Below are 26,208 nucleotides of genomic sequence, written 5' to 3'. Positions count from 1 at the left end.
CGCCCCTCCCCGAAAAAGACCGAGAAGAGCCAAGAAAAACCGCCTGTTACCGAACAGTTCGCATTTACAGGGATCGTTCAATATCTATGATCAAATTCAACGAAAAACTTCGTGATCATTTGACATGGTCCCTCATAATACCTATATTCCACCTCATGAGTAGCACGATAGAAATCTCCCAAGGCATGTTCAAACTCTACCATCAGGTGAGTCGCCTGGTGAATGAGTGCATGATGGACGAAGGCGTCTCGCTCGCCCGCAGCAAGTTCCTGCTTCTTCTGGAATGTCAGGGCCCGCAGCGGTCGACGGATATCGCCTGCGCGCTTGGTTTCGCACCCCGTACGGTAACGGAAGCGATTGATGGCCTGGAACGCGACAAGCTCGTAAAACGCGAGCCCGATCCCAAGGACCGCCGCGCCAAGATCGTCTCGATCACGGATATGGGCCGGACCGTCATTTCGGCCGCCCAGCAGCCGCAGCACAAGACGATCGAAGCGATCTTCAACGCTCTGACCGAAGATCAGAAGCAGCATCTGAAGGACATCATCGGCTGCCTCAGCGCCAAGACCGAAGAGCTGCAACGGGAAAGAGACAGGAACGCAAGCGAGCTGCCCGAGGCGGCGCCCGCGGCTTCATTGCGCGTCGTCGGCTAAGACCGAACGACAACGAGAAAGGAAAAGGCCGGGATCGCAGGATCCCGGCCTTTTCGTTTGGACATGGAAAACCGCGCCCTCCCCCGCACGAGGAGGACGCGGGACCCGCCGCCTACATGGCGTTGAGCGGGCCGATACCGAAGAACAGCGTTTCGCCGGACGAATCGTCCACGCCGTCATTGTCCGTCACGACGAAGCCGTTGCCGGCCGCATCGATCGTAAAGCCCTCGACCTTGTCGACGACATAGCCGTTGGTGGCCTTGAGGTCGGGAATGAGGTCGCGGACCTCCTCCTTCTTCACGACCGGCAGTTCACCGCCGAGCTTGGCCGGCTTCAGGTCGGCCAGCGCGACGCGGTACAGCTTCTTCAGCTTGGCGGCCTGGCCGATCAGGTTGTCACGCTCGATGATATAGGCGTGATCACCGTTCGCCGTGATCTCGGAGAGGCCGACCCAGCCGCTTTCGGTCTTTTCGAGCGGGTAGCGGACAGCGCCCCATTCCTTGTCGGAGGGCTTGTAGGAGACGAGCTTCACGAAGCCCTTCTCGTCGTCGCCCCATTCGCGCTGCACTGCCATCCAGAGCACCGTGTCGTCACCCTCGCCGACGCTGGTGATACCTTCGAAGCCGAAGCGCTTTTCGCCGGCGCGCAGCTCGGCAGGAATGGCGATCTCCTTGTCGATCTCGCCCTTCGCGTTCACGTGGATGATGGCATGGGCATAGAGCTTGTCGGCATCGCCTTCGTTGGCCAGCCAGAAGCCGCCTTCGCCATCCGGCGTCAGGCCTTCGCTGTCGAGCTTCTGCGCGGGAGCACCGTTGCGGGTGATGCGCAGGGCATCGACGATCTTCGCCGGCTTGCCCGTCGCGTCGATCGTGAAGATCGTCGGCTGGGAAGCGTAGAAGGAATCGTTGACGGCATAGAGCATGCCCGGCTTGTCCTTGACCGGGGCAAGGCCGGAAAGCGCGCCGAAGCCGATCAGCTCGCCGTCCTTCTCGGTGGAGACGATCTGCGGATAGGCAGCCTCCCCTTCCGCGCGTTCATAGATCATGACATGCGAGCGCGCGCCGCCGTCCTCGACGAGGTCGGCCTCGTTGGCCGTCACGAGGAGGTTGCGGGCCGGAATGGCAACGGCACCTTCAGGCGCGATGCCCGACGGCAGAAGCTGGAGAAGCTCGGGCTCGCCGCCGGTGTCCTTGTAGACGCCGACGATGGAGGCGCGCTCGGCCAGCACGAAGAACAGGTTGTCCTCGCCGAATTTCGCGGCTTCCAGGCCTTCCGGCTCGACGCCCTTCTTGTTGCGCTTGTCCGGGTAGTGACCGATCTTGGCGATCTCGCGTTCGAAGGCCGGGCCATTCTCATAGAGAACCTTGCCCTGCTTGTCGAAGATGGTGAAGCCGCGGGCGCCGCCCTTCCAGTCGCCTTCATTGGCGACGACGAGGCGGTTGTCGTCCAGCCACTTCACGGCGTCGGGTTCGCGGGCGACGTCCTCGACCTTGCCGGTGAACTTCAGCGCACCGTCCTTCTTGGTATCGACGCCTTCGAGGCTGACGGTGCCGGCGGAGAAGTGGGTTTTCACCGCGCCCGTCTTGCCGTCGACGATGACGATATGGTTGTTTTCCTGCAGGGTGACGGCGACTTCGTCGAGACCGTTGAAGGAGACGAATTCAGGCTCGGGGTCCCCCCCGGCGATTTCGGCAAGGCCGGTCAGGGCTACGTGCTTGATCGAGCCGCAATCGACGACGCCGTCCTTCAGCGAGAGAAGAACCAGATCGCCGGCCGGCATCTGCGGGATGGCGCCGTCATTGACCTCTTCGTCGCGCTCGTTTTCGATGGCGATCGCGGCGAGCGTCTTATCCTTGTTGAGTGCGATCGAATCCGGCTGGCCGCCGAGATCGCAGGTCGCATCGACCGTCTTCGAGGCGACGTCGACCTGGGCGAGGATGCCGGAAGGCTTCACATAGCTTTCGCGCGTGTTGACGGCGACCAGCGCCTTGCCAGCCGCAAAGGTCACGGAGGTCGGTTCGCCTTCGAAGGCGACGGTGCCGCCGGCCTTCGGCGCCCTGGCGTCGGTGATGTCGATGAAGCCGATCGCCTTGTTCGGGCTGTCGGAATAGACGAGCGTGTTGCCGTCCTCGGAGGCGGCGATGATTTCGGACGAGGTCGGCTTCGCCTTGTCCGCGCCTTCCGGCAGGTTATCGGCGACGGCAAAGGACGCAATGCGATTGAATACGGGCTCGGCGCTGGCGGCAGAGGCCACCGATGCGGCGAGGACCGCTGCCAGCGCAGCGGTGAGCGAACGGGTTTTCATGAAATCCTCCGGAATCCGGTCAATAGGAACCCGGCGGTTCTGAGGCTTTCCTGTTACAGCGCGATGACAATCGAGATGGTGGGGTGCGCCTTCCGCGCAAATAAAAAGGGGCCCGGACGAACCGGACCCCAGATCCTGAAATCAGGATGGCGGCGGAGTGGATAACCGCTCTGCCCTCCAGCGCCGCGCGTCGGTGACGACGCGCGAAAGGCGGAGAGCGTTTAGCTGCCGCAGGACCGGCCGCGCTTGCACGCGGAGATCACACGGCGGCTGAAGATCAGCCGTTGACGGCGTCCTTCAGGCCCTTGCCGGCCGAGAACTTCGGCACGTTGCGAGCCGGGATTTCGATCTCGGCGCCCGTCGAAAGGTTGCGGCCCTTCGAAGCTTCACGACGCGACACGGAGAAATTGCCGAAACCGACGAGACGAACGTCGCCGCCGTTCTTGAGTTCGCCCTGGATCGTCTCGAAAACGGCGTCGACAGCAGATGCTGCGTCCGTCTTGGAGAGGCCAGACTTCTCAGCCACTGCGGATACGAGTTCATTCTTGTTCATGTTTCCACCCCTTTCTTACGGTTTGAAACGACTCATACAAGTCGGGGGCAGAATACGCATCGGCCTTCGCCCCGCAAGAATATTTCGCCCGGAAAGCCTGATAATCCGGGGTTTACACACTCTTTTCGACGAAAAAGACCGGCCCAAGGGCCGGTCTTTTGGCATTTTCCAGTCATGGCCGGGCAAATTGCCCCGGGCGGAAGGCTCAGTGCGCGACCGCTCCGGCGCCGTCCTCGGTCGATTCGACGGGCGGCACCTTGGCCGCCTCGACCGTGCCGTCCCACTCGATCGGCTCGGGCTTGCGGGTGAGCGCATGCGCGATCACCTCGCCCATCCGCGAGACCGGGACGATCTCCATGCTGTTCTTCACATTGTCCGGAATGTCCGCCAGGTCCTTGGCGTTCTCTTCCGGGATCAGCACCTTCTTGATGCCGCCGCGAAGCGCCGCGAGCAGCTTTTCCTTGAGGCCGCCGATCGGCAGGACCCGGCCGCGCAGCGTCACTTCGCCCGTCATCGCGATATCCTTCGAGACAGGGATGCCGGTCATGATGGAGACGATGGCGGTCGCCATGGCGATACCGGCCGACGGACCGTCCTTCGGCGTCGCGCCTTCCGGCACATGCACGTGGATATCCGTCTTGTCGAAGCGCGGCGGCTCGATGCCGAAATCGACGGCGCGCGAGCGGACATAGGAGGCCGCCGCCGAAATCGATTCCTTCATCACGTCCTTCAGGTTGCCGGTGACCGTCATGCGGCCCTTGCCACCCGGCAGGCTGACGCCTTCGATGGTGAGCAACTCGCCGCCGACTTCCGTCCAGGCAAGGCCCGTGACGACGCCGACCTGGTCCTCACGCTCGGCTTCGCCGTGGCGGAAGCGCGGAACGCCGAGGAAGTCATGGATGTTGTCAGCCGTGACCTCGACCTTCTTCGCCTTGCCCTTGATGATCTCGGTGACCGCCTTGCGGGCGAGCTTCATCAGTTCACGCTCGAAGTTACGAACGCCCGCCTCGCGGGTGTACTGCTGGATGACCGCCATCAGCGCGCCGTCGGTGACCGAGAATTCCTTCGGCTGCAGCGCGTGGTCACGGATCGCCTTGGGCAGCAGGTGCCGCTTGGCGATTTCCAGCTTCTCTTCCTCCGTGTAGCCGGCGATGCGGATCACTTCCATGCGGTCCATCAGGGGCGCGGGAATGTTCAGCGTGTTCGCCGTCGTCACGAACATGACGTTGGACAGGTCGTATTCGACTTCCAGGTAGTGATCCATGAAGGTCGAGTTCTGTTCCGGATCCAGCACCTCGAGCAGGGCCGAAGACGGGTCGCCGCGGAAGTCCATGCCCATCTTGTCGATCTCGTCGAGCAGGAAGAGCGGGTTGGACTTCTTCGCCTTCTTCATCGACTGGATGACCTTGCCGGGCATCGAGCCGATATAGGTGCGGCGGTGACCGCGGATCTCGGCCTCGTCACGCACGCCGCCGAGCGCCATGCGGATATATTCGCGGCCGGTCGCCTTGGCGATCGACTTGGCGAGCGAGGTCTTGCCGACGCCCGGAGGACCGACGAGGCACAGGATCGGGCCCTTGATCTTGGTCGAGCGGGCCTGCACGGCGAGATATTCGACGATGCGCTCCTTGACCTTGTCGAGGCCGAAATGATCCTCGTCGAGGATCTTCTCGGCGGCGTTCAGGTCGGTCTTGATCTTCGACTTCTTGCCCCACGGAATGCCCGTCAGCCAGTCGAGATAATTGCGCACGACGGTGGCTTCCGCCGACATCGGGCTCATCTGGCGCAGCTTCTTCAGCTCGGCATCCGCCTTCTCACGGGCCTCCTTGGAGAGCTTGACCTTGGCGATCTTCTCTTCCAGTTCGGCCATCTCGTCGCGGCCGTCCTCGCCGTCGCCGAGTTCCTTCTGGATCGCCTTCATCTGTTCGTTGAGGTAGTATTCGCGCTGGGTCTTCTCCATCTGGCGCTTGACGCGCGAGCGGATGCGCTTTTCCACCTGCAGGACCGAGATCTCGCCTTCCATGAAGCCGAGCGCCTTTTCGAGGCGCAGCTTGACACTGGTCGTCTCGAGCATTTCCTGCTTTTCGACGATCTTGATGGAGAGGTGCGAAGCGACGGTGTCGGCGAGCTTCGAGTAGTCCTCGATCTGGCTCGCGGCGCCGACGACTTCCGGCGAAATCTTCTTGTTGAGCTTCACATAGTTCTCGAACTCGGAGACGACCGAGCGCGACAGCGCCTCGATCTCGACCGGGTCCTCGTCCGGCTCAGGCAGCACATGCGCCATCGCCTCGTAGAACTCCTCGCGCTCGGTGTAGCCGTCGATCTCCGCGCGGGCGCGGCCCTCGACGAGAACCTTCACGGTACCGTCAGGCAGCTTCAGGAGCTGGAGAACGTTGGCGACGGTGCCGATGCGGTAGATGGCGTCGGTCTCCGGATCGTCGTCGGAAGCGTTGATCTGGGTGGCAAGCATGATCTGCTTGTCGGTGCCCATCACCTCTTCCAGCGCGCGGATCGACTTCTCGCGACCGACGAACAGCGGCACGATCATGTGCGGGAACACCACGATGTCGCGCAGGGGCAGGACCGGGAAGGCCGTGGAATCGTGCGGCGCAGACGTCTTTTTCGTCATGTCATTTCCTTTCAAACGTCCCGTTTCCGGGAACCGGTCCACTCGGTGCCTGGGAACACCGGGCCGGCTATCTTTTCCATCCACAGGTGGCGTGCGGCTAACGCTTTTTCAAGCCCGGCGCCGAGGTGCCCCACCCCCGCGCCGAACCAGACGAACCATCAAGGAAGTCTAGTCTTCCGCGCTGTCGCGGAACTTGCGGCCTTCCCCCGGCAATCATTGCCGGAGCATACGCGAAACAGAATCGAAGTCTTCCATATTCGCGCGGCGCGTGCCGTTTCGCAACGCCTCACCTGCGCGCCGGATCAGTCGCGTATCATGCCCTCGATGGGCAGAAGCGGCTAGTCACGAAATATCACCAGTGATTTTCAAACGAAAAGACCCGCCGTGGGCGGGTCCAGATCGTTGGCAAGGAGAGCCGGAGGTTCAGGCCGAGACGTTCGCCTTCTCCTCGGAGCGCTCCGAGTAGATGTAGAGCGGACGGGCCGCGCCCTTGACCACCTCGTCGGAGATGACGACCTCGCGGACGCCTTCCAGCGTCGGCAGCTCGAACATCGTGTCGAGCAGGATCTTCTCCATGATCGAGCGAAGGCCGCGGGCGCCGGTCTTGCGGACGATCGCCTTGCGGGCGATCTCGCGCAGCGCGTCCTCGTGGAAGGTCAGCTCGACGTCTTCCATCTCGAACAGGCGCTGGTACTGCTTGATCAGCGCGTTCTTCGGCTCGGACAGGATCTGGATCAGCGCATCCTCGTCGAGGTCCTCCAGCGTCGCCAGGACGGGCAGACGGCCGATGAATTCCGGGATGAGGCCGAACTTTACCAGGTCCTCCGGCTCCAGGTCGCGCAGGACTTCGCCGACGCGGCGATCTTCCGGCGAGCGAACCGTCGCGCCGAAGCCGATGGAAGTCTTCTCGCCGCGGGCGGAGATGATCTTGTCGAGACCTGCGAAGGCACCGCCGCAGATGAACAGGATGTTCGTCGTGTCGACCTGCAGGAATTCCTGCTGCGGATGCTTGCGGCCGCCCTGCGGCGGCACGGAGGCAACCGTGCCTTCCATGATCTTCAGAAGCGCCTGCTGCACGCCCTCGCCCGAGACGTCACGGGTTATGGACGGGTTGTCGGACTTGCGCGAGATCTTGTCGACCTCGTCGATATAGACGATGCCGCGCTGCGCGCGCTCGACATTGTAGTCGGCCGCCTGCAGGAGCTTGAGGATGATGTTCTCCACGTCCTCGCCGACGTAACCGGCTTCGGTCAGCGTCGTGGCGTCGGCCATGGTGAAGGGCACGTCGATGATGCGGGCGAGCGTCTGGGCGAGGTAGGTCTTGCCGCAGCCCGTGGGGCCGACCAGCATGATGTTCGACTTCGCCAGTTCCACATCCGAGCCCTTGGCGGCATGCGCCAGGCGCTTGTAGTGGTTGTGCACCGCGACCGACAGGATGCGCTTGGCCTGCTGCTGGCCGATGACGTATTCGTCGAGGACCTTGATGATATCCTGGGGCGTGGGAACGCCGTCGCGGGATTTCACCATCGAGGTCTTGTTCTCCTCGCGGATGATGTCCATGCACAGTTCGACGCATTCATCGCAGATGAACACCGTCGGTCCGGCAATCAGCTTGCGGACCTCGTGCTGGCTCTTGCCGCAGAAGGAGCAGTAAAGGGTATTCTTGGAGTCGCCGCCGTTGCTGCCGCTGACCTTGCTCATATCACTTTCCTTCCAGCACGCCGTTCATCTTCAGGAAGATGGCCGGACCACTCAAACCACCTTCTCGGGGGGCCGCTCGCGCCGCCCTTCGAAGGCTCCAGGGGTACTGACCGGCATGGGCACCGCCCGAACCGGTGGCAACGAAGCCCCACCGAATTACCGAATGCTAGGTCTGTCAAATCAACATAGCATTAACGGCCAATATTAACGGGTTTGCCGTGCGGATAAAGCCCGTGACCATTACAAATGCGTCACAATATGCCTCATCCGCACACAAAACCTTGATTTCAGGCGCTTTCGCCGCCCTCGGCCTCGGCGCGGCTGGTGATGACCTGATCCACCAGGCCCCAGTCCTTCGCCTCGTCCGCACTCATGAAATGGTCGCGATCGAGAGTCTGCTCCACTTCCTCGTAGGTGCGGCCGCAGTGCTTGACATAGACCTCGTTCAGCTTGCGCTTCATCTTGAGGATGTCCTTGGCGTGGCGCTCGATATCCGATGCCTGGCCCTGGAAACCGCCGGAGGGCTGGTGAACCATGATGCGGGCATTCGGCGTCGCGAAGCGCATGTCCTTGTGGCCGGCAGCGAGCAGCAGCGAGCCCATGGACGCGGCCTGGCCGATGCAGAGCGTCGACACGGCCGGCTTGATGAACTGCATCGTGTCATAAATCGCCATGCCCGAGGTCACGACGCCGCCCGGCGAATTGATGTAGAGCGCGATTTCCTTCTTCGGGTTTTCTGCCTCAAGGAAGAGGAGCTGCGCGCAGACGAGCGTTGCGATGTGATCTTCGACGGGACCCGTCAGGAAGATGATGCGCTCCTTGAGGAGGCGCGAATAGATGTCGTAGGAACGCTCGCCGCGGTTGGTCTGCTCGACGACCATCGGCACCAGAGCCATGGCGGTATCTACGGGATTTCTCATATCAATCCTTCATCTCAGGTGGCTCTGAAACCCTTCGCAAACGTTGGGAATCAGCAAGTTTCGTCTTCCCTACATAGAGTGTCAGGGTATCCGACTTCAAGACGGCCAAGCGTTTTGCGGCGCTCTATGCCAGAATGCGGTTAACCGGCGCGAGGTGGAACCGCGATTTCCACAACCGAACCGGAGGCAAGGTGAAGGAAGGATGAATCCGGCCATCCCTCCCGCCCCACCCCATCGCCCCAGCCGCCGGACGGAGGCAGCCATGACGAGACCATCGATCGCAGCCCTTTCGCTGCTTCTCATGACCGCGACGGGCGCCTTCGCCCAGCAGGCGTCGGACACGATCGCCCCCGAACGGGCGACCGGCCTTGCCGCGGCGAGCGTCGCGACCGCGAAGGACCATATGGTCGCCGCCGCCCATCCGCTCGCGGCGGCGGCAGGCGAGAAGGTTCTTGCCGAGGGCGGCAGCGCCATCGATGCAATGGTCGCCGTCCAGACCGTGCTCGGCCTCGTGGAGCCGCAGTCCTCCGGCCTCGGCGGCGGGGCGCTCCTCGTCTATTACGACGCCGAGGCGAAGCGCCTCGTCACGCTCGACGGGCGCGAGACCGCGCCGATGGAAGCGACCCCGAAGCTCTTCCTCGATAAGACGGGCCAGCCGCTCGATTTCTTCGATGCCGTCGTCGGCGGGCGCTCGGTCGGCACGCCCGGCACCGTCATGCTGTTGCAGCAGGCGCACAACCGCTGGGGCCGCAAGCCGTGGAAGGATCTCTTCACGCCGGCGGAAACACTGGCGCGCGAGGGCTTTGCCGTCTCGCCGCGCCTTGCCGGCCTCATCGCCGCTGAGGGCGAGCGGCTGAAGACCTTCGAGGCGACAGCCTCCTATTTCTTCGGCGCCGACGGCGCGCCGCTGAAGGCCGGCGCCGTGCTGAAGAACCCCGCCTATGCCGAAACTCTCGCCACGATTGCCAAGGGCGGCGCGCAGGCCTTCTACAGCGGCCCGATCGCCGAGGGGATCGTCGATACGGTGCGCATGTCCGGCAGGAATGCCGGCGTCCTCTCGCTGGAGGATCTCGCCAACTATCGGGTGAAGGAGCGCCGGCCGGTCTGCGCCCGCTACCGGGCGCTCGACGTCTGCGGCATGGGGCCGCCCTCCTCCGGCGCGGTCGCCATCGGCGAGATGCTCGGCATGCTGGAGAACTTCGACCTCAAGGCGCTCGGCAAGGACAATCCGGAAAGCTGGCGGCTGATCGGCGACGCCCAGCGCCTCGCCTTCGCCGACCGGGAGCGTTACCTCGCCGATACCGACTTCGTGCCCGCGCCGATCGAGGGCCTTCTCGACAAGACCTATCTCGGCGAACGGGCGAAATTGCTCGACGGAGAAAAGGCGCTCGGCGACGACGCCGTGACGGCCGGCAGGCCGGAATGGGACCACGCCTTCAACTTCGGCCGCGACGCAGCGCTCGAACTGCCCTCCACCAGCCATTTCGTCATCGTCGACAAGGCGGGCAATGTCGTCTCCATGACGACGACCATCGAGAACGGCTTCGGCTCACGGCTGATGACCGGCGGCTTCCTGCTGAACAACGAACTGACGGACTTCTCCTTCAAGACGCATGACGAGGGCGTGCCGATCGCCAACCGCGTCGAGCCGGGCAAGCGCCCACGCTCCTCGATGTCGCCGACCATCGTGCTCAAGGACGGCAAGCCGCTCCTTGCCATCGGCTCGCCCGGCGGCAGCCAGATCATCGGCTATGTGGCACAGGCGCTCGTCGCCTATATCGACTGGGGCATGGATATCGGCGACGTCGTCGCCATGCCCCATCTCATCAACCGCTTCGGCCCCTACGAGATCGAGGCGGGCACGGATGCGGAAAAGCTGGCCGAGCCGCTGAAGGCGCTCGGCTACGAGATCAAGCCCGGCGAGATGAATTCCGGCCTCCACGCCATCGAGCTGACCGAGGGCGGCATCCGGGGCGCCGCCGATCCCCGCCGCGAGGGCGTGGCGGTCGGGAGATAGGCAAGGCCGGAAGGAGGTAGCGCGGCGCGATCCTAAAGCCGGATCACATAGTCCTTGCGAGTCGTTTCAACGACTTCCCAGGTTCCCTTGAAGCCGGGTCTGAGAATCAGGCGGTCGCCGGCCTTGAGCTCGAAGGTTTCGCCATCGTCGGAGGTCACGATGGAATGGCCTTCGAGGATGTGGAAATATTCCCATTCGTCGTACTGGATGCGCCACTTGCCCGGCGTCGATTGCCAGATGCCGGAATAGATGCCGCCATCGGCCTCCTCGATGTTCCAGCTGGTGAAGACCGGATCGCCGGAAATCAGCCTGTCGGCCGCCGGACGGCCTTCTTCCGGCGCGATGCCGGAAATGTCGAAATTACGTGCCTTGCTCATAGCGGCCCTTTTCGTGTGCGTGATCGCCCCTCATCCGGCCTGCCGGCCACCTTCTCCCCGCAAGCGGGGAGAAGGAAACATGCCGAACAGCTTCCATTCTCGGCAAGCTACTGCTTTGGGAAAGCGGTGCAACATCCCCTTCTCCCCGCTTGCGGGGAGAAGGTGGCGGCAGCCGGATGAGGGGCGACCCGGTTTCTAAGCCTTGGCGAGCGCCTGCTCAATGTCGGCGATGATGTCCGCAACGTCCTCGATGCCGATGGAGAGGCGCACGACGTCCGGGCCGGCGCCGGCGGCGACCTGCTGCTCTTCGCTGAGCTGGCGGTGGGTGGTGGAGGCCGGGTGGATGACGAGCGAGCGCGTGTCGCCGATATTGGCGAGGTGCGAGAGCATTTCCAGCCCCTCGACGAAGCGCTTGCCCGCCTCGTAGCCGCCCTTCAGGCCGAAGGTGAAGACGGCGCCCGCGCCCTTCGGAGAATAGCGCTGCTGCAGCGCATAGTTAGGGTCGGTCTCGAGGCCCGCATAGTTGACCCAGGACACCTTGTCGTGGCTCTTCAGCCACTTGGCGACGGCGAGCGCGTTGTCGCAATGACGCTGCATGCGCAGCGGCAGCGTCTCGATACCGTTGAGAAGCTGGAAGGCGTTGAAGGGCGAGATGGCCGGGCCGAAGTCGCGCAGGCCGAGGACGCGGCAGGCGATGGCGAAGGCGAAGTTGCCGAAGGTGGCGTGCAGCACCATGCCGGCATATTCCGGGCGCGGCTCGGAGAGCGCCGGATACTTGCCGGAGGCCGACCAGTCGAAGGTGCCGCCATCGACGATGACGCCGCCCATGGAATTGCCGTGGCCGCCCATGAACTTGGTCAGCGAATGCACGACGATGTCGGCGCCGTGCTCCAGCGGGCGCAGCAGGTAGGGCGTCGCCATCGTGTTGTCGACGATGAGCGGCAGGCCGTGGCGATGGGCGATCTCGGCGATGCCGGCGATGTCGACGAAGGTGCCGCCGGGATTGGCCAGACTCTCGATGAAGATCGCCTTGGTCTTGTCGTCGATCTGGCTCTCGAAGCTCGACAGGTCGGCCGGATCGGCCCAGCGCACATGCCAGTCGAACGACTTGAAGGCGTGGCCGAACTGATTGATCGAGCCGCCATAGAGCCGGCGGGCGGCGATGAAGTTCTCGCCCGGGCGCATGATCGTGTGGAAGACGAGGAGCTGGGCGGAATGGCCCGAGGCGACGGCGAGCGCCGCCGTGCCGCCTTCAAGCGCGGCGACGCGCTCTTCGAGCACCGCCTGCGTCGGGTTCATGATGCGGGTATAGATGTTGCCGAAGGCCTGCAGGCCGAAGAGCGAGGCGGCGTGGTCCGTATCGTTGAAGACAAAGCTGGTGGTCTGGTAGATCGGCGTCGCGCGCGCGCCCGTGGTCGGGTCCGGCTGGGCGCCGGCGTGGACGGCGAGCGTGGAAAATCCGGGCTTGTTCTTGCTCATGAAATGGCCTCCCTGGCTAAAGTCGGGGCGACTATTTCAGAGACTTAAAGCCCCGTCAAAGAAAGATTTTTCGGCGATCCGCCGGCCGCGCGGCCTCAGGCGACGAGGCGCGGATATTCGATCGCGGGGCAGCGATCCATGACCACCTTGACGCCCGCCGCCTCGGCCTTTGCGGCGGCCTCGTCGTGCCGTACGGAGAGCTGTCCCCATATGGCCTTCGGCAGCGGGGCGAGCGCCAGAACCTCGTCGACGACCGAGGGTAGCGCATCGGCGGCGCGGAAGACGTCCACCATGTCGACGGGCTCGGCTATGTCGGCAAGGCGCGCGACGACGGTCTGGCCGAGGATTTCCTTGCCGGCCTGGCCGGGATTGACGGGAATGACGCGATAGCCCTTGCGCAGCAGGAAGGCCATGACCCTATAGCTCGGGCGCTCCGGATTGGGCGAAGCGCCGACCAGCGCGATCACCTTCGTCGAGCGCAGGATGTCGGCGATGTAATAGTCCGGATAGGAATCGTGATTCATGGCGCTTTCCCGTTTCTGCGCGGAGAATTGGGGTAACGCAACGTGAAGTCAATATGAGCGCTCAGGACGCCTTGAGCATCAGCACCGGATATTCCGTGACCGGGCAGCGGTCCATGACGACCCGGATGCCCGCCGCTTCCGCCCGGGCGGCGGCCGCATCGTCGCGCACGGTGAACTGTCCCCAGATCACCGACGGAAGCGGGCGAAGGGCCAGCACCTCGTCGACGACCGCCTGGAACTGGCTGGCGGCGCGGAAGACGTCCACCATGTCGATCGGCTCGGGAATGTCGGCAAGGTGCCCGTAAACGGGTTGACCGAGAATGGTCTTGCCGGCGTGACCGGGATTGACCGGGATGACGCGGTATCCCTTGCCGAGCAGGAAGCCCATGACGCCATGGCTCGGCCGTGCGTCGTTCGGCGAGGCGCCGAGCACGGCGATGGTGTGCACGGATTTCAGGATGTGGCGAATATAGCTGTCGGGATAGTGATTATGGTTCATCGCTGCCTCCTCCGGCGTTCGCGACCGTCTCTCACTGGCTGCCTGTCATTCGTCGTCCCTGCCGCATTCTAGCCCGAAATCTTAAAGAAGGCGACCGTGCCCCTGCCCGCCCGCACGCGGGCCCTGTGCCGATTCGGGACAGATCGTGCGGTTTCCTGAAAATTGCCGGTTGCAAACCGCCTCTTTTGGGCAGATGAAGACGCACTCCCCTTCGCGCGCCTGCCCTTCCGAGGTCCCCGATTGCCGCTAGACGTTCTCTTTCTCGTGCTGTTCGGCGCGGCCCTGCATGCGACCTGGAATGCCCTCGTCAAATCCGGCACCGACAAGTCGCTCGACGCCGCGATGGTCTCGCTCGGCGGCGGAGTGATCGGCCTTGCTTTCCTCCCGCTGGTGCCGATGCCGCAGCCGGCGGCCTGGCCGTTCATCCTGACGTCGACATTCCTGCAATTCGCCTATTTCCAGCTCGTGGCCGCCGCCTACCGCACCGGCGATATCGGCCTCGTCTATCCGTTGATGCGCGGCACGCCGCCCCTTCTGATCGCGATGACCAGCGGCGTGATCCTCGGCGAGCATCTGACGTCCATGGCGATGGTCGGCGTGCTCGTCATCTCGGCGGGCGTGCTCACTCTTGCCCTCGAGGCACGCCACGGCAGCCGCCGCGCCATCGCCTATGCGTTCGCCAATGCCGTGGTGATCGCCGGCTATACCTTCGTCGACGGCGCGGGCGCGCGCGTCTCGGGCAACGCCGTCTCCTATACGCTCTGGCTGTCGCTCCCGACGCCGGTGCTGCTCTTCGCCTGGGCAGTCCTGCGGCGGGGCACCCGGCCGGTCTGGAACCATGTGCGGCGCAACTGGGCGCGCGGCCTCCTCGGCGGCGCCGGCTCCATCGCCTCCTACGGCCTTGCCCTGTGGGCAATGACCCGGGCGCCGGTCGCGACCGTGGCGGCGCTCCGCGAGACCGCCATCCTCTTCGCGCTCCTCATCTCGGTCTTCATCCTCAAGGAGAAGGCCGGCATCTGGCGCTACGTCGCCGGCTCGGTCATCGCCTGCGGCGTGCTGGTGCTGAAGCTCGCCTAGCTACTTCCGGTCCCACTCCGGCATGCGCTTGCCGAGGAAGGCGCCGATGCCCTCCTTCGCGTCATCCGCGAGCATGTTGTCGACCATCGCCGCCACCGCGACATCGTACGCTTCCGCTACCGGCAATCCGGCCTGCGCGCGGAAGGCGGCCTTGCCGATGCGCAGCGCCTGCGGCGACTTTGCGGCGATGACGGCGGCGTATTTGTCGACGACCTGACGGAGATATTGCTGCGGCACGATGCGGTTGACGAGGCCGAAGTCCTTGGCGGTGGAGGCGTCGATGGTCTCGCCGGTCAGCAGCATCTCCATAGCCTGCTTGGGGTGCGCCGCGCGGGTGACGGCGACCATCGGCGTCGAGCAGAAGAGGCCGATATTGACGCCCGGCGTGCAGAAGGTGGAGGTGTCGGTGCAGATGGCAAGATCGCAGCTCGCAACGAGCTGGCAGCCGGCCGCCGTCGCGAGCCCATCGATCTCGGCGACCACCGGCTGCGGCAGCGCGGCGATCTTCAGCATGATCTCCGCCGCCATGCGCATGGTCCTCTCGAAGAAGGCGCAGCCGTCGTCGGCATCCTCGCGGTGGGCGGTCATCTCCTTGAGGTCGTGACCGGCGGAAAAGACCTTGCCCGTCGAGGCGAGCACGACGACGCGGATGGCGTCATCGGCGGCGACGGCATCCAGCGCCTCGCCGAGCGCTTCCATGACCGCGATGGAGAGGGCATTGGCGGGCGGATTGTTGAGCGTGATCCGAAGGATCGGCTCCGCGCGTTCGACGCGCACGAGGCCCGTCGGCTCCTCTTTCCTGAACGACACCACATCCGCCATGATCGCCTCCTTCATGTTTCCGCCTCCGGTCCTACGCCGCGCGGCAGCCGGTTTCAAGCGCGCAGGCATAGACTTTGAGAGGGCTTGCCGCGACTTTGGAAGGGCTTGCAGCAGCCGGAAAATCGGTCTTCAAAGCAGGCGATAGGAGAGAATGCCATGGAATTGACGCCCGTCATGGACCCCGAGGCGCTGAACCGCTTCCTCGAAACCGATTTTCCGCAGCTTCACACGGACGGCAAGGTGTTCGAGGTGGTGGATGTCTCCCCCGGCTCGGTCGTCATGCGCCTCATGCCCAACGAGCGGCATCTGCGCCCCGGCGGCACCGTCTCCGGCCCCACGCTCTTCGCGCTCGCCGATGTCGGCGCCTATTGCGCCGTGCTCGCCCATATCGGACCGGTGGCGCTCGCGGTCACCACCAGCCTCAACATCAACTTCCTGCGCAAGCCGAAGCCCGGCCCCCTCACCTGCACCTGCCGGCTTCTCAAGCTCGGCAAGCGGCTGGCGGTCATGGAAGCCTCGATTTTCGACGAGGATGCCGACGATCTGGTGGCCCACGCCACCGCGACCTATTCGATTCCGCCGCGATAATTTGTGGTATTTACATACCTCATAAATAAGTCATTGTTTTCATTACCGTATCTTTGACGTCGCCCGGATCGCGTCCCTTGACGTCCCATCGGCTCTCGCTTATAAGCCGCCCAGATCGCGGTCCCCACGGGCCGCGTTCGATTTTTGGCATCCGCAAGGGGCCAAACCAAGCAACAAGAAACGCCCGTCGCCCACAAGGCCTCGGGACCCTAAAGAAAGAGCTACTCCCATGGCAACCTTCGTACAGAAGCCCGCCGAGGTAGAGAAGAAGTGGATCCTCATCGACGCCGAAGGCCTCGTTGTCGGTCGCCTCGCTACCCTCATTGCTAACCGCCTGCGCGGCAAGCACAAGGCAACCTTCACGCCCCACGTCGACGACGGCGACAACGTCATCGTCATCAACGCCGACAAGGTCGTCTTCACCGGCAAGAAGTACTCCGACAAGAAGTACTACTGGCACACCGGTTACCCGGGTGGCATCAAGGAGCGCACGGCTCGCCAGATCATCGAAGGCCGCTTCCCGGAGCGCGTCCTCGAGAAGGCTGTCGAACGCATGGTTCCGCGCGGCCCGCTCGGCCGTCGCCAGATGAAGAACCTGCGCGTCTACGCCGGCTCCAACCACCCGCATGAAGCACAGCAGCCCGTCGCTCTCGACGTCGCCGCGCTGAACAGCAAGAACACAAGGAGCGCCTGATAATGGCCGACCTCTCCTCGCTCAAGGACCTCGGCGTCGCCGCTGCAGCTCCGGCCGCTTCCGCCCCGGTTCACGTCAAGAAGGTTGACGCCCAGGGCCGTTCCTACGCAACCGGCAAGCGCAAGGACGCCGTTGCCCGTGTATGGGTCAAGCCGGGCTCCGGCAAGATCACCATCAACGGCAAGTCGTTCGAAGCCTACTTCGCCCGCCCGGTCCTGCAGATGATCCTGCAGCAGCCGATCGTCGCAGCGGCCCGTGACGGCCAGTTCGACATCGACGCGACCGTCGCCGGCGGCGGCCTTTCCGGCCAGGCCGGTGCCGTTCGTCACGGCATCTCCAAGGCGCTGACCTACTTCGAGCCGGGCCTGCGCTCGGTCCTCAAGAAGGGCGGCTTCCTGACCCGCGACTCGCGCGTCGTCGAACGCAAGAAGTACGGCAAGGCCAAGGCCCGTCGTTCGTTCCAGTTCTCCAAGCGTTGATCGCTCGGAAGACTTGTTCTTCAGGAAAGGCCGGGGTTCGCCCCGGCCTTTTCGTTTTCGGCGACACAAAATCCACAGAGTCCTCTTGCCTTGAAGGCGCCGATTGGCGAACGTCCCGCCAGACTTCGGAGGGACTTTCATGGCCAACAAGACGATCGACCACGCCATCACGGGCAAGACGCTGAAGAGTGCCGCCTCGGACCCGACTCATGCCGGCATCCTCTCCTTCATGCGCCGCCGCTATACGAAGGTGCTGAAGGACGTGGACGCCGTTGTCTGGGGCATTCCCTTCGACGCCGCGACCTCCAACCGTCCCGGCACGCGCTTCGGGCCGCAGGCCATCCGCCGCGCCTCGGCGATCATGGACAACGATCCGCAATATCCCTTCGAGCGCGACCTCTTCGAGGACATGGCGGTCATCGACTATGGCGACTGCCTGCTCGACTACGGCAACCACCAGAAGACGCCCGGCACCATCGAGCGCGAGGCGAAGAAGATCCTGAAATCCGGCGCCTACATGCTGACGCTGGGCGGCGACCATTTCATCACGCTGCCGCTGCTGCGCGCCCATGCCGAAAAATACGGCCCCCTCTCCCTCGTGCAGTTCGACGCCCACCAGGATACCTGGGCGGACGAAAAGGGCCGCATCGACCATGGCTCTTTCGTCGGCACCGCCGTGCGCGAGGGACTGATCGATACCGAAAGCTCCATCCAGATCGGCATCCGCACCCATGCGCCGGAGGATTGCGGCATCCGCATCCTCTACGGCTACGACGTCGAGGAAATGAGCGCCGCCGAGATCGCCGAAACGATCATCCGCCATGTCGGCGACCGGGCGACCTATCTCACCTTCGATATCGACTGCCTCGACCCGGCCTTCGCCCCCGGCACCGGCACGCCCGTCTCCGGCGGCCCGTCCAGCGCGCGCATCCTCTCGGTCCTGCGCAAGCTCGGCGCCCTCAACATTGTCGGCTCCGATGTGGTCGAGGTGGCCCCCGCCTACGACCATGCCGATATCACCGCCATCGCCGGCTCCAACATCGCCATGTACATGCTGGGCCTGCATGCCGAGAATCTGGCGGAGCGCCGCTGACGGCGCGGCATTGAATGCGACAGGCCGAGGGGTTATATCGGCCGCGACTTCTTATGTTCGTAATTCCGCAACACGCTTTTGCTGGAATTGCGCAAGGCTCTGACAGGATGGACAGCAGATGAAACCGAAGATCTTCATCGATGGCGAACACGGCACGACGGGCCTGCAGATCCGCACGCGCATGGCCGGCCGCAGCGATGTCGAGCTGCTTTCCATTCCCGAGGCCGAGCGCCGCAATGCACAGCTGCGCGAAGACCTCCTGAACAGCGCCGACGTCGCGATCCTCTGCCTGCCGGATGACGCGGCGAAGGAAGCCGTGGCCATGGTTTCCGGCAACAACCAGGTGCGCATCATCGACACCTCGACCGCGCACCGTGTCGATCCGGACTGGGCATACGGTTTTGCCGAGATGGACCGCGAGCAGCCGAAGAAGATCGCCGGCGCCCGCTATGTCGCCAATCCCGGCTGCTATCCGACGGGCGCCATCGGCCTCCTCCGCCCGCTCCGCCTCGCCGGCATCCTGCCGGAGGACTATCCGATCACGGTCAATGCGGTCTCCGGCTATACGGGCGGCGGCAAGCAGCTCATCGCACAGATGGAGAATGCCGACCATCCCGAGCATGTCGCCTCGCCGCACTTCCTCTACGGCCTGCCGCTCAAGCACAAGCACGTGCCGGAGATGCAGGTGCATGGCCTCCTTTCCCGCGCGCCGCTCTTCGCGCCCTCCGTCGGCAAGTTCGCGCAGGGCATGATCGTGCAGGTGCCGCTCTACCTCGCCGACCTCAACGGCCACGCCTCGCTGGGCTCGATCCACGAGGCGCTTGCCGACCACTATGCCGGGCAGGACATCGTCGAGGTGGTGGACCTCAAGGAGAGCGCGGCGCTCCCCCGCGTCGATGCCGTCGAGCTTGCCGATACGGACCGCATGAAACTCTACGTCTTCGGCACCGCCGGCGCGCCGCATGTCAACCTTGTCGCCCTGCTCGACAATCTCGGCAAGGGCGCATCGGGTGCGGCCGTCCAGAACATGGACCTGATGCTGAAGGGATGAAGGCCGGATACCCGCCCTTCCCCGCTGAATGGCGGATCGAAAGCGCCCGGCTCATTGCCGACACCGCTGCCGGAAGCGTCTATGAAGTGGCGCTTTCAGACGGCGCGAGCGCGATCGTCAAGCACCTGAAGCCGAAGGTCCTGGAAGACAGCCTGCGCGGCGCGGATTTCCTCGCCTGGCGGGATGGCATCGGCTGTGTGAGGCTCCTTGCCCGCTCGGACGACATGTTGCTGATGGAGCATGCCGGCAAGACGACGCTGCGTAATCACCTCGAGACCCAGGGCGACGACGATGCGACCCGCATCGCCGCAGAGGTGCTGCGGGCATATCATCACCCTTCGCAGACCCCACCACCCGCTAGCCTGCTGTCGCTGCCGCGCTATTTTGCAAGCCTGTTCACCAAGGCCGAGCAGGACCGCAGGGAAAGCCTGGCAAGTCCCTATGTGGATGCCGCGGCTATTGCCGATGCGCTGATCGCCGACCAGCGGGATATCAAGCCGCTGCATGGCGACCTGCACCACGAAAACATCGTCCACGGCCCACGCGGCTGGCTGATCATCGATCCGGCGGGGCTGATCGGCGATGCGGCGCTCGACGTCGCCAACATGTTCTCCAATCCGCTCGACCGCTTCGATCTTACCCGAAACGAGGAGCGGATCGCCACAATGGCCGGCATCTTCGCCGAGACGCTCGGCCGCGATGTCCGCACCATCCTGCGCTACGCCTTCGCCTATGGCTGCCTGTCGGCCGCATGGCATGAGGAGGACGGCAACGAAGAGGAGCGCGACAACGAACTCGTCGTCGCCGCCGCCGTCCGCAACGTTCTCGGGCAGGCCTGAGCGGGATCAGTCGTCCGCGATCTCGCGGGGAAACTCCCCATAGAACCCGCGCCAATGCGCGATGGCGAAGCCGAGCACGATCAGCGCGCCACCCTGGTGGGCGAGCGCCCATACGAGCGGAACCTGCCAGACCAGCGTGAGGATGCCGATCGTCGCCTGCAGACAGACGAGGCCGAACAGCAGAAGCGCGCGGCGCGCATGCGTCGTTTCCGGTGCGGCGCGCAGCGACGAGACCAGATGGATCAGGGTAAGCGCGAAGAGCACATAGGCGCCGAGGCGGTGGACGAACTGCACGGTCTTCGGGTTTTCGAAGAGGTTGATCCACCAGGGCTGCTGCACGAAGAGGCCGCCTGGCACCAGCGCGCCGTCCATCAAGGGCCATGTATTGTAGGTGAGGCCCGCATGAAGGCCGGCGACGAGCGCGCCGAGATAGATCTGGAAGATCGCCATGCAGGCGATGATGCCGGCCATCCGGCGCGCGCCGGCGGTCGGCGGCGCATCCTCGCTATGCGGCGCGAGCGCGCGCATGATCCACATCGTCAGCGCGAAGATGAGACAGGCGATGGTGAGGTGCGTCGCCAGCCGGTACTGGCTGACCGAGACGCGTTCGGCAAGGCCGGAGGAGACCATCCACCAGCCGATGAAGCCCTGGAAGCCGCCGAGCGCCAAAAGGCCGGCGAGCGGCCAGCGCAGCCGCTTCTCGATGCGCCCGGTGAACCAGAAGAACACGAGCGGCACGGCGAAGATGAAGCCGATGGAGCGCGCGATCAGCCGGTGCGCCCATTCCCACCAGAAGATCGACTTGAATTCGTCGACCGTCATGCCCTTGTTGATCTGCTCATATTGCGGGATGCGCTTGTAAAGCTCGAACTCCTCCTGCCACTCGGCAGCGGTGAGCGGGGGGATGGCGCCGTGGATCGGCTTCCATTCTGTAATGGAAAGGCCCGAGCCGGTCAGCCGCGTCGCGCCGCCGACGAGGACGAGGACCGCGAGCGCGACCAGCACGACGGCGAGCCAGCAGCGCACCTGGCGGCGGTTGCGGTCGATCCGGTCGCTGTCATGGCCGCTTCGATAGGCGTTGACGGTCGTGGCGTTCATTCTGTCGGCTCCTGTTGAACGGCAGCATGGCTGCCGCTTAGGATTTTTCAAGCAAGCGCCGGCGCAAAACCGCGCGGGCGCATTGGCTGGACTGGTTCCAGCGTTGATTTGCCCGACCAGCCCGTGCAAAACAAGGCCCGAACCTTTGCGGCATGCCGTCGCGCCCCGCCGCCCCCGTTTTTGAAAGACCGAAAATGCCCCCTCGCCTCAGAAAACTGATCGGCACGATCCTGATCATCATCCTCGTGCTCTTCTATGCCCTGGTCGCGACGACCGTCGCCTCGGCGACGCTCGGTCAGTCGCCGTGGTACATCCACCTTCTCTATTTCGCCGTAACCGGGCTTTTGTGGATCCTGCCCGCCATGCTCATCATCAAGTGGATGGAAAAGCCGGCAAAGCCGCGCGACGAATAGGCCGCAGGGCCCGCCGAATTAGGGAATCGATAACCGCACCCGCCGATTTCGCCGGCACGGAGCGGGCTTAAACCTTTTTCGCACGCCTTGCGCGTAGCCTCAAGGCGCGGCAATGCGGCCGCGTGGCCAAGGCAAGGGTCGAGGGCGATGCAACTGCAGATCAAGGCGTCCGGGCATGAACCCGCGGCCCTCCTTACGGAGGGAGCCGGCGACGTGCTGCATGCGGGCCTGCCGCTCACGCTTCGCCTGCATGACCGCATGGAGCCGCTGGAGGCGGCGTGGCGCGCGCTCGAAGCGCAAGACGGCCTCTCCCTCCACCAGAGCTACGACTGGTGCCGGGCCTGGGTGGAGACCCACGGCCATGACTTATTGATCATCGAAGGCCTTCGCGGCGGAAGCACGCAATTCATCCTGCCGCTGGAGGTCGTGCGCCAGGGGCCGTTGCGTACCGCCCGGATGATCGCCACCGATTTCAGCAATATCAATACCGGCCTTTACAGCGAGGCGTTCCGCGAGACCTCCTCGCCCCGGCAGCTCCTGCCCGCCCTCGAGGACATGCGCGGCCAGCTTGCCCGCACCTGCGACCTGCTGCTTCTCGAGAAGATGCCGCTGGAATGGCGCGGCCGCGCCAGCCCCTTCGCCGCCCTTCCCTCGGTGATCAACCAGAACGCGGCGTTCCAGCTCGCGGTGTTCGACAGCTTCGAACGGACGCTGGAGCAGATCAACGCCAAGCGCCGCCGCAAGCGGGCGCGCAACTCCGAGCGGCGCCTCGCCGCGACGGGCGGCTACGACCATGTCATCGCCGAGCCGGGCGAGGACGCGCTCGCGCTGCTCGACCTGTTCTTCCGCCAGAAGGCGGCGCGATTCGAGGCGATGGGCCTGCCGGATGTCTTCCGCGAGGAGCGTACACGCAGCTTCTTCCGCGCCCTCGCCTCGGCCCCCGCGGCTGGCGGCAATCATCTCCTCCAGCTCCACGCCCTACGCCTCAAGGGCGAGCATGAGGGACATGTCGCGGCCATAACGGGCCTTTCGCGCAAGGGCGATCATGTGATCTGCCAGTTCGGCTCGATCGACGACAGCGTGGCGGCGGATGCCAGCCCCGGCGACTTCCTGTTCCATATCGCCATCGAGAAACTGTGCGGCGAAGGCGTGCGGCTTTTCGATTTCGGCATCGGCGACCAGCTCTACAAGCGCTCCTGGTGCCCGATCGAGACGGCGCAGCACGATCTGCTCTGGCCGGTAACGCTGGCCGGCAGGGCCGCGGCGACCCTGCACCGCGCCAAGGCCGCCACCAAGCGGCTCATCAAGCAGAACCCGCAGATCTATTCCTTCGTGCAGCGCCTTCGCTTCGGCAAGGCGGAGCCTGCCGGATCCGCTACCGCCGCCGATTAGGCGGCCCGGCGGCCCGGGTGACCGGGGGGCTCCTTCGCCTCGCCCGTCATCAGCACGATCTCGCTGTAGCCCGCATCGCCGAAGGCGGTGAGCAGGTCGACCACCTCGTCCTCGTCGGCGCCGGGAAGGGAGAGGATGATATCCATCTGCTGGTCACGCGTCAGGCGGCGCACGCCCTCCACCTCGGCCGCCCCGCATTCCACGATCACCGTGTCATAGGCGTCGGACAGCGAATCGACCACCATCGCGAGACGGTCGATGCCGCGCATGGCGCGCCTGATATTGGCATTGCCGCGCGGGATGATATGGGCGTCGGAAAGCCGGTCGCCGTGGATGATGTCGCCGAAGGCGGCATCGCCGACGAGAAGATCGGTGATGCCGGGCAGGAACTGCGACTGCGCCATCAGCCGGGTCGGGCAGGCCGATCCCGTCAGGTCGATGATCAGTGTCTTGCGGTTTTCCTGCGCGATGCGGCGGGCAAGCATGACGGTGGCCGCCGAGCCGCGGTCGCCGGACGGCGAGACGGAGATGGCGACCGGGATTTCGTTCTCGACCAGATAGTCGGCGACGGCGGCGATGGAATAATCCTCGTCATCCTCCGTTTCCACGGCGGCGATTTCCGCAACCTCCGGCTCCTCCTCGTCCTCGTCTTCCGGTTCCATGTCCGAGAGCAGCGAACGGGCCGGCACGACGGGCTCCCGGAAGGCCTCACGGTCCGCATGGACGACCGGCTCTTCCAGGGTTTCGACGGGCTCCGGCGTCTCCACAACCACTTCTTCCTCCTCGCGGCGCCGGGACGTCGCGGCAGCAGCGGCGGCGGTCGGCTTCAGGGCGCGGCCGCTGAAGAGCTCGGCAAGCAGGATGATGATGGAACTCAGCGCGAAGCCGGCCACACCGCCCACGACGGTGATCGGAACCACCTTCGGGAAGGAAACCTCCGTCGGCTCGACAGCCGCCGAGATGACGCGGGCATCCGCCGGGGTCGCGTTGTTGCTCGTGCGCGAGGTCGCCTCGCGGTAGCGCGCAAGATAGGTCTCGAGAAGCTGGCGCTGGGCGGCAGCCTCGCGCTCCAGCGCCTTGAGGCCAACCTCGTCCTCGCCGGCGCGGGCGGTGTCAGCCTTCAGCTTGTTGAGCTGCTGCGTGAGCTGGGTTTCGCGCAGCTCCGCCGTCTTCGCCTCGTTTTCGAGGCTCGACAGGATCTTCTGCGTTTCCGCCTTGATCTGCGTGCGGATACCGGAAAGCTGCGAGCGCAGGCCCTTCAACCGGGGATGTCCCTCCAGCAGCGAAGTCGAAAGATCGGAGATCTGCCCCTGGATCTGCGCCTCGCTCTCCTTGAGCCGCTGGATCATCTGCGAGCCGACGACGTCGGAAAGCGTATCCGGCGACCCGCCGCTCTTCAGAACGGCACGCACGCTTTCGGCCCGTGCCTCGGCATTGGCGCGCTCGCCGCGCACGCGGGCAAGCTCGGTGGAGATGTCGTTCAACTGGCGCACCGCGAAGGTCGAATTGTCGCCCGTCGGCAGGAGATCGGACTGCGAGCGGTATTCGGCGACCTTCTGCTCGGCCTCGCGCACCTTTTCGCGCAGGTTGGCGATTTCCGGCTCCAGCCAGCGCGTCGCCTCGGAATTGGTGTCGAGCTTGGCGCCGCTCTGCAGGGAGAGATAGACCTTGGCCATTTCGTTGGGGATCTCGGCGGCAAGGCGCGGGTCCTTCGAGGCGAACTCGATGGCGATGACGCGCGAGCGCTCCACCTGATAGACGGTCAGCTTCTCGGTGAATTCCTTGAGGACGCGCTCTTCCGGCGGCAGGTCGAGCGGGTTCTTGCGAAGGCCAAGAAGCACCAGCACGTCGGAAACCGCCGAGGGCTTCGCCGTCGTGTCGAATTCCTCCAGCTCGTAGAGCTTCATGTTGCGCGCGACCTGCTTGATGAGGTCGGCCGACTGGAGGAGCTGCACCTGGCTGGCGATGCCCGCCTCGTCGAAGGCCGGCTGCTCGCCGCCCTGCGCACGATCCTGCCCCGTCGTGAAGGCGGGCTCGCGCGTTTCGATGAGGAGGCGCGCCTCGCTCTTGTATTTGGGCGTGATCAGGCTCGCACCGGCAAAGGCGATGCCCGCGCAGGCGACGGTCGCCAGCAGCACGCGCATACGGTTGCGCCAGATCGCGCCGAACAGACCGCCAAGGTCGATATCGACATCCTGCTGGCTCTCGTGAACGCCCGACATAACAAACTCCAAACCCGACGATTTGGCTGCACGGTAAACAAACATGGTAACGCAAGAGTTAATCTTCCGGCGCTTCCCCTACCCCGCGTTGTTCGTTTCTCCGGAAAAAACGGCCTTTGCTACCGACAGGCGCGCGGCCTTTACCAGCCGTTAACCCTAACGGAACGATAACGGGGCCTCACATCTGATTTGGGACGGAACTGCGAAATGCGTGTCGCTACGATCAACAAGGGCATCCTGCTCGCGCTGGCGCTCATCGTGCCGGCCGTTTCGGGCTGCAGCAGCTATCGCCCCGCCCCCAAGGCCTTCCACGAGGCGACGATCCAGCCCTATCGCCTCGACAGCGGCGACCGGCTGCGCATCACCGTCTTCGAGCAGACCGGCCTCAGCAATACCTATACGGTCGACCAGGCCGGTTACGTGGCCTTCCCGCTCATCGGCGCCGTGCCGGCGCGCGGCCAGACCATCCAGGAGCTGGAAAGCATCATCGCGGCGAAGCTCCGCCAAGGATATCTGCGCGATCCGGACGTTTCCATCGAAGTCGATCGCTACCGCTCCATCTATCTCATGGGCGAGGTCGGCCAGGCGGGTCAGTACAGCTACGTCGCCGGCATGACGATCCAGAACGCCATCGCGGTCGCCGGCGGCTTCTCGCCGCGCGCCAACCAGCGCGACGTCGACGTGACCCGCAAGATCAACGGCAAGATCGTCACCGGAAGGGTTTCCATCTCCGATCCGGTGCTGGCCGGCGATACGATCTATGTGCGCGAACGACTGTTCTGA

Annotated in this window: 24 protein-coding genes; 12 read left to right on the top strand and 12 right to left on the bottom strand. The window is 64.5% G+C overall.

Annotated elements, in window-relative coordinates; genetic code table 11:
* The first annotated feature begins 185 nt into the window (after nucleotides 1–185).
* The gene (locus ACZ48C_RS05350; RefSeq protein ID WP_424549295.1) at nucleotides 186–653 is read left to right on the top strand and encodes a MarR family winged helix-turn-helix transcriptional regulator; all 468 of its coding nucleotides are present in this window, start codon (nucleotides 186–188) and stop codon (nucleotides 651–653) included.
* 112 nt (nucleotides 654–765) lie between these two features.
* Here the strand turns inward: ACZ48C_RS05350 and ACZ48C_RS05345 are convergent, their stop codons facing one another.
* The 5 genes from ACZ48C_RS05345 to clpP all read right to left on the bottom strand — a co-directional run bounded on the left by ACZ48C_RS05345 (nucleotide 766) and on the right by clpP (nucleotide 8,761).
* The gene (locus tag ACZ48C_RS05345) at nucleotides 766–2,958 is read right to left on the bottom strand and encodes an esterase-like activity of phytase family protein (RefSeq protein WP_464782403.1); all 2,193 of its coding nucleotides are present in this window, start codon (nucleotides 2,956–2,958) and stop codon (nucleotides 766–768) included.
* Nucleotides 2,959–3,235: 277 nt separating this feature from the next.
* Nucleotides 3,236–3,511: a DNA-binding protein HupB gene (hupB, locus tag ACZ48C_RS05340; RefSeq protein WP_023516583.1), complete on the bottom strand. Its 276-nt coding sequence runs from the start codon at nucleotides 3,509–3,511 to the stop codon at nucleotides 3,236–3,238.
* Between the two features lie 205 nt (nucleotides 3,512–3,716).
* Entirely contained in the window at nucleotides 3,717–6,140 is a 2,424-nt protein-coding gene (gene lon, locus ACZ48C_RS05335; protein WP_454635112.1) for an endopeptidase La, read from the bottom strand.
* Between the two features lie 423 nt (nucleotides 6,141–6,563).
* Nucleotides 6,564–7,841, bottom strand: coding sequence for an ATP-dependent Clp protease ATP-binding subunit ClpX (gene clpX, locus ACZ48C_RS05330; RefSeq protein ID WP_119258733.1), 1,278 nt, complete (start codon nucleotides 7,839–7,841; stop codon nucleotides 6,564–6,566).
* A 287-nt stretch (nucleotides 7,842–8,128) separates the two neighbouring features.
* The gene (clpP, locus tag ACZ48C_RS05325) at nucleotides 8,129–8,761 is read right to left on the bottom strand and encodes an ATP-dependent Clp endopeptidase proteolytic subunit ClpP (RefSeq protein WP_318911361.1); all 633 of its coding nucleotides are present in this window, start codon (nucleotides 8,759–8,761) and stop codon (nucleotides 8,129–8,131) included.
* Nucleotides 8,762–9,023: 262 nt separating this feature from the next.
* On the opposite strand from clpP, the gene ggt reads away from it, so the two are divergent.
* Entirely contained in the window at nucleotides 9,024–10,778 is a 1,755-nt protein-coding gene (gene ggt, locus ACZ48C_RS05320) for a gamma-glutamyltransferase (protein ID WP_464782402.1), read from the top strand.
* Nucleotides 10,779–10,810: 32 nt separating this feature from the next.
* Here the strand turns inward: ggt and ACZ48C_RS05315 are convergent, their stop codons facing one another.
* The 4 genes from ACZ48C_RS05315 to ACZ48C_RS05300 all read right to left on the bottom strand — a co-directional run bounded on the left by ACZ48C_RS05315 (nucleotide 10,811) and on the right by ACZ48C_RS05300 (nucleotide 13,657).
* A complete protein-coding gene (locus ACZ48C_RS05315) occupies nucleotides 10,811–11,155 on the bottom strand; it encodes a cupin domain-containing protein (protein ID WP_119258736.1) in 345 nt (114 codons plus the stop codon).
* Nucleotides 11,156–11,350: 195 nt separating this feature from the next.
* Nucleotides 11,351–12,634: an O-acetylhomoserine aminocarboxypropyltransferase gene (locus ACZ48C_RS05310; protein ID WP_318911358.1), complete on the bottom strand. Its 1,284-nt coding sequence runs from the start codon at nucleotides 12,632–12,634 to the stop codon at nucleotides 11,351–11,353.
* Nucleotides 12,635–12,729: 95 nt separating this feature from the next.
* Complete coding sequence (locus ACZ48C_RS05305; protein ID WP_464782401.1) at nucleotides 12,730–13,158, bottom strand: CoA-binding protein; 429 nt, start codon at nucleotides 13,156–13,158, stop codon at nucleotides 12,730–12,732.
* A gap of 61 nt (nucleotides 13,159–13,219) precedes the next feature.
* Nucleotides 13,220–13,657, bottom strand: a complete 438-nt coding sequence (locus tag ACZ48C_RS05300) for a CoA-binding protein (RefSeq protein ID WP_318911356.1) — start codon at nucleotides 13,655–13,657, stop codon at nucleotides 13,220–13,222.
* A gap of 240 nt (nucleotides 13,658–13,897) precedes the next feature.
* Here ACZ48C_RS05300 and ACZ48C_RS05295 point away from each other — a divergent pair, with 240 nt between their 5' ends.
* Nucleotides 13,898–14,734: an EamA family transporter gene (locus ACZ48C_RS05295; RefSeq protein WP_119258740.1), complete on the top strand. Its 837-nt coding sequence runs from the start codon at nucleotides 13,898–13,900 to the stop codon at nucleotides 14,732–14,734.
* On the opposite strand, the gene ACZ48C_RS05290 is transcribed toward ACZ48C_RS05295, so the two are convergent.
* Nucleotides 14,735–15,556 (bottom strand): enoyl-CoA hydratase, encoded by an 822-nt coding sequence (locus ACZ48C_RS05290; RefSeq protein ID WP_464782778.1) that lies wholly within the window; start codon nucleotides 15,554–15,556, stop codon nucleotides 14,735–14,737. It abuts the gene before it with no gap.
* A 156-nt stretch (nucleotides 15,557–15,712) separates the two neighbouring features.
* Between ACZ48C_RS05290 and ACZ48C_RS05285 the strand changes: the two genes are divergently transcribed.
* From ACZ48C_RS05285 to ACZ48C_RS05260, 6 genes are all read left to right on the top strand, one after another.
* Nucleotides 15,713–16,144 carry a PaaI family thioesterase gene (locus ACZ48C_RS05285; RefSeq protein WP_463621246.1) on the top strand — a complete coding sequence of 144 codons (432 nt, stop codon included), beginning with the start codon at nucleotides 15,713–15,715 and terminating at the stop codon, nucleotides 16,142–16,144.
* A gap of 229 nt (nucleotides 16,145–16,373) precedes the next feature.
* Entirely contained in the window at nucleotides 16,374–16,838 is a 465-nt protein-coding gene (rplM, locus tag ACZ48C_RS05280; protein ID WP_119258742.1) for a 50S ribosomal protein L13, read from the top strand.
* Nucleotides 16,839–16,840: 2 nt separating this feature from the next.
* The gene (rpsI, locus tag ACZ48C_RS05275; protein WP_119258743.1) at nucleotides 16,841–17,317 is read left to right on the top strand and encodes a 30S ribosomal protein S9; all 477 of its coding nucleotides are present in this window, start codon (nucleotides 16,841–16,843) and stop codon (nucleotides 17,315–17,317) included.
* A gap of 139 nt (nucleotides 17,318–17,456) precedes the next feature.
* The gene (gene speB / locus ACZ48C_RS05270) at nucleotides 17,457–18,410 is read left to right on the top strand and encodes an agmatinase (protein ID WP_464782400.1); all 954 of its coding nucleotides are present in this window, start codon (nucleotides 17,457–17,459) and stop codon (nucleotides 18,408–18,410) included.
* A 118-nt stretch (nucleotides 18,411–18,528) separates the two neighbouring features.
* Entirely contained in the window at nucleotides 18,529–19,461 is a 933-nt protein-coding gene (gene argC / locus ACZ48C_RS05265; RefSeq protein ID WP_464782399.1) for an N-acetyl-gamma-glutamyl-phosphate reductase, read from the top strand.
* A complete protein-coding gene (locus ACZ48C_RS05260; RefSeq protein WP_464782398.1) occupies nucleotides 19,458–20,300 on the top strand; it encodes an aminoglycoside phosphotransferase family protein in 843 nt (280 codons plus the stop codon). Before argC ends, ACZ48C_RS05260 begins: the two co-directional genes overlap by 4 nt.
* A 6-nt stretch (nucleotides 20,301–20,306) precedes the next feature.
* Here the strand turns inward: ACZ48C_RS05260 and ACZ48C_RS05255 are convergent, their stop codons facing one another.
* A complete protein-coding gene (locus ACZ48C_RS05255) occupies nucleotides 20,307–21,398 on the bottom strand; it encodes a COX15/CtaA family protein (RefSeq protein WP_464782397.1) in 1,092 nt (363 codons plus the stop codon).
* A 194-nt stretch (nucleotides 21,399–21,592) separates the two neighbouring features.
* On the opposite strand from ACZ48C_RS05255, the gene ACZ48C_RS05250 reads away from it, so the two are divergent.
* Both ACZ48C_RS05250 and ACZ48C_RS05245 read left to right on the top strand, forming a co-directional pair.
* Entirely contained in the window at nucleotides 21,593–21,811 is a 219-nt protein-coding gene (locus ACZ48C_RS05250) for a DUF2842 domain-containing protein (protein WP_119258748.1), read from the top strand.
* A gap of 147 nt (nucleotides 21,812–21,958) precedes the next feature.
* Nucleotides 21,959–23,203: a GNAT family N-acetyltransferase gene (locus ACZ48C_RS05245; protein ID WP_464782396.1), complete on the top strand. Its 1,245-nt coding sequence runs from the start codon at nucleotides 21,959–21,961 to the stop codon at nucleotides 23,201–23,203.
* Here ACZ48C_RS05245 and ACZ48C_RS05240 read toward each other — a convergent pair.
* Nucleotides 23,200–25,425 carry a GumC family protein gene (locus tag ACZ48C_RS05240; protein ID WP_464782395.1) on the bottom strand — a complete coding sequence of 742 codons (2,226 nt, stop codon included), beginning with the start codon at nucleotides 25,423–25,425 and terminating at the stop codon, nucleotides 23,200–23,202. The two genes, ACZ48C_RS05245 and ACZ48C_RS05240, sit on opposite strands and share 4 nt — an antisense overlap.
* Nucleotides 25,426–25,632: 207 nt before the next feature.
* Here ACZ48C_RS05240 and ACZ48C_RS05235 point away from each other — a divergent pair, with 207 nt between their 5' ends.
* Nucleotides 25,633–26,208: a polysaccharide biosynthesis/export family protein gene (locus ACZ48C_RS05235; RefSeq protein WP_119258751.1), complete on the top strand. Its 576-nt coding sequence runs from the start codon at nucleotides 25,633–25,635 to the stop codon at nucleotides 26,206–26,208.

This window comes from Shinella sp. 1A1 (assembly GCF_055379515.1).
The sequence above is the reverse complement of the archived record's forward strand: the minus strand, read 5'-3'. Positions and strand labels throughout refer to the sequence as shown.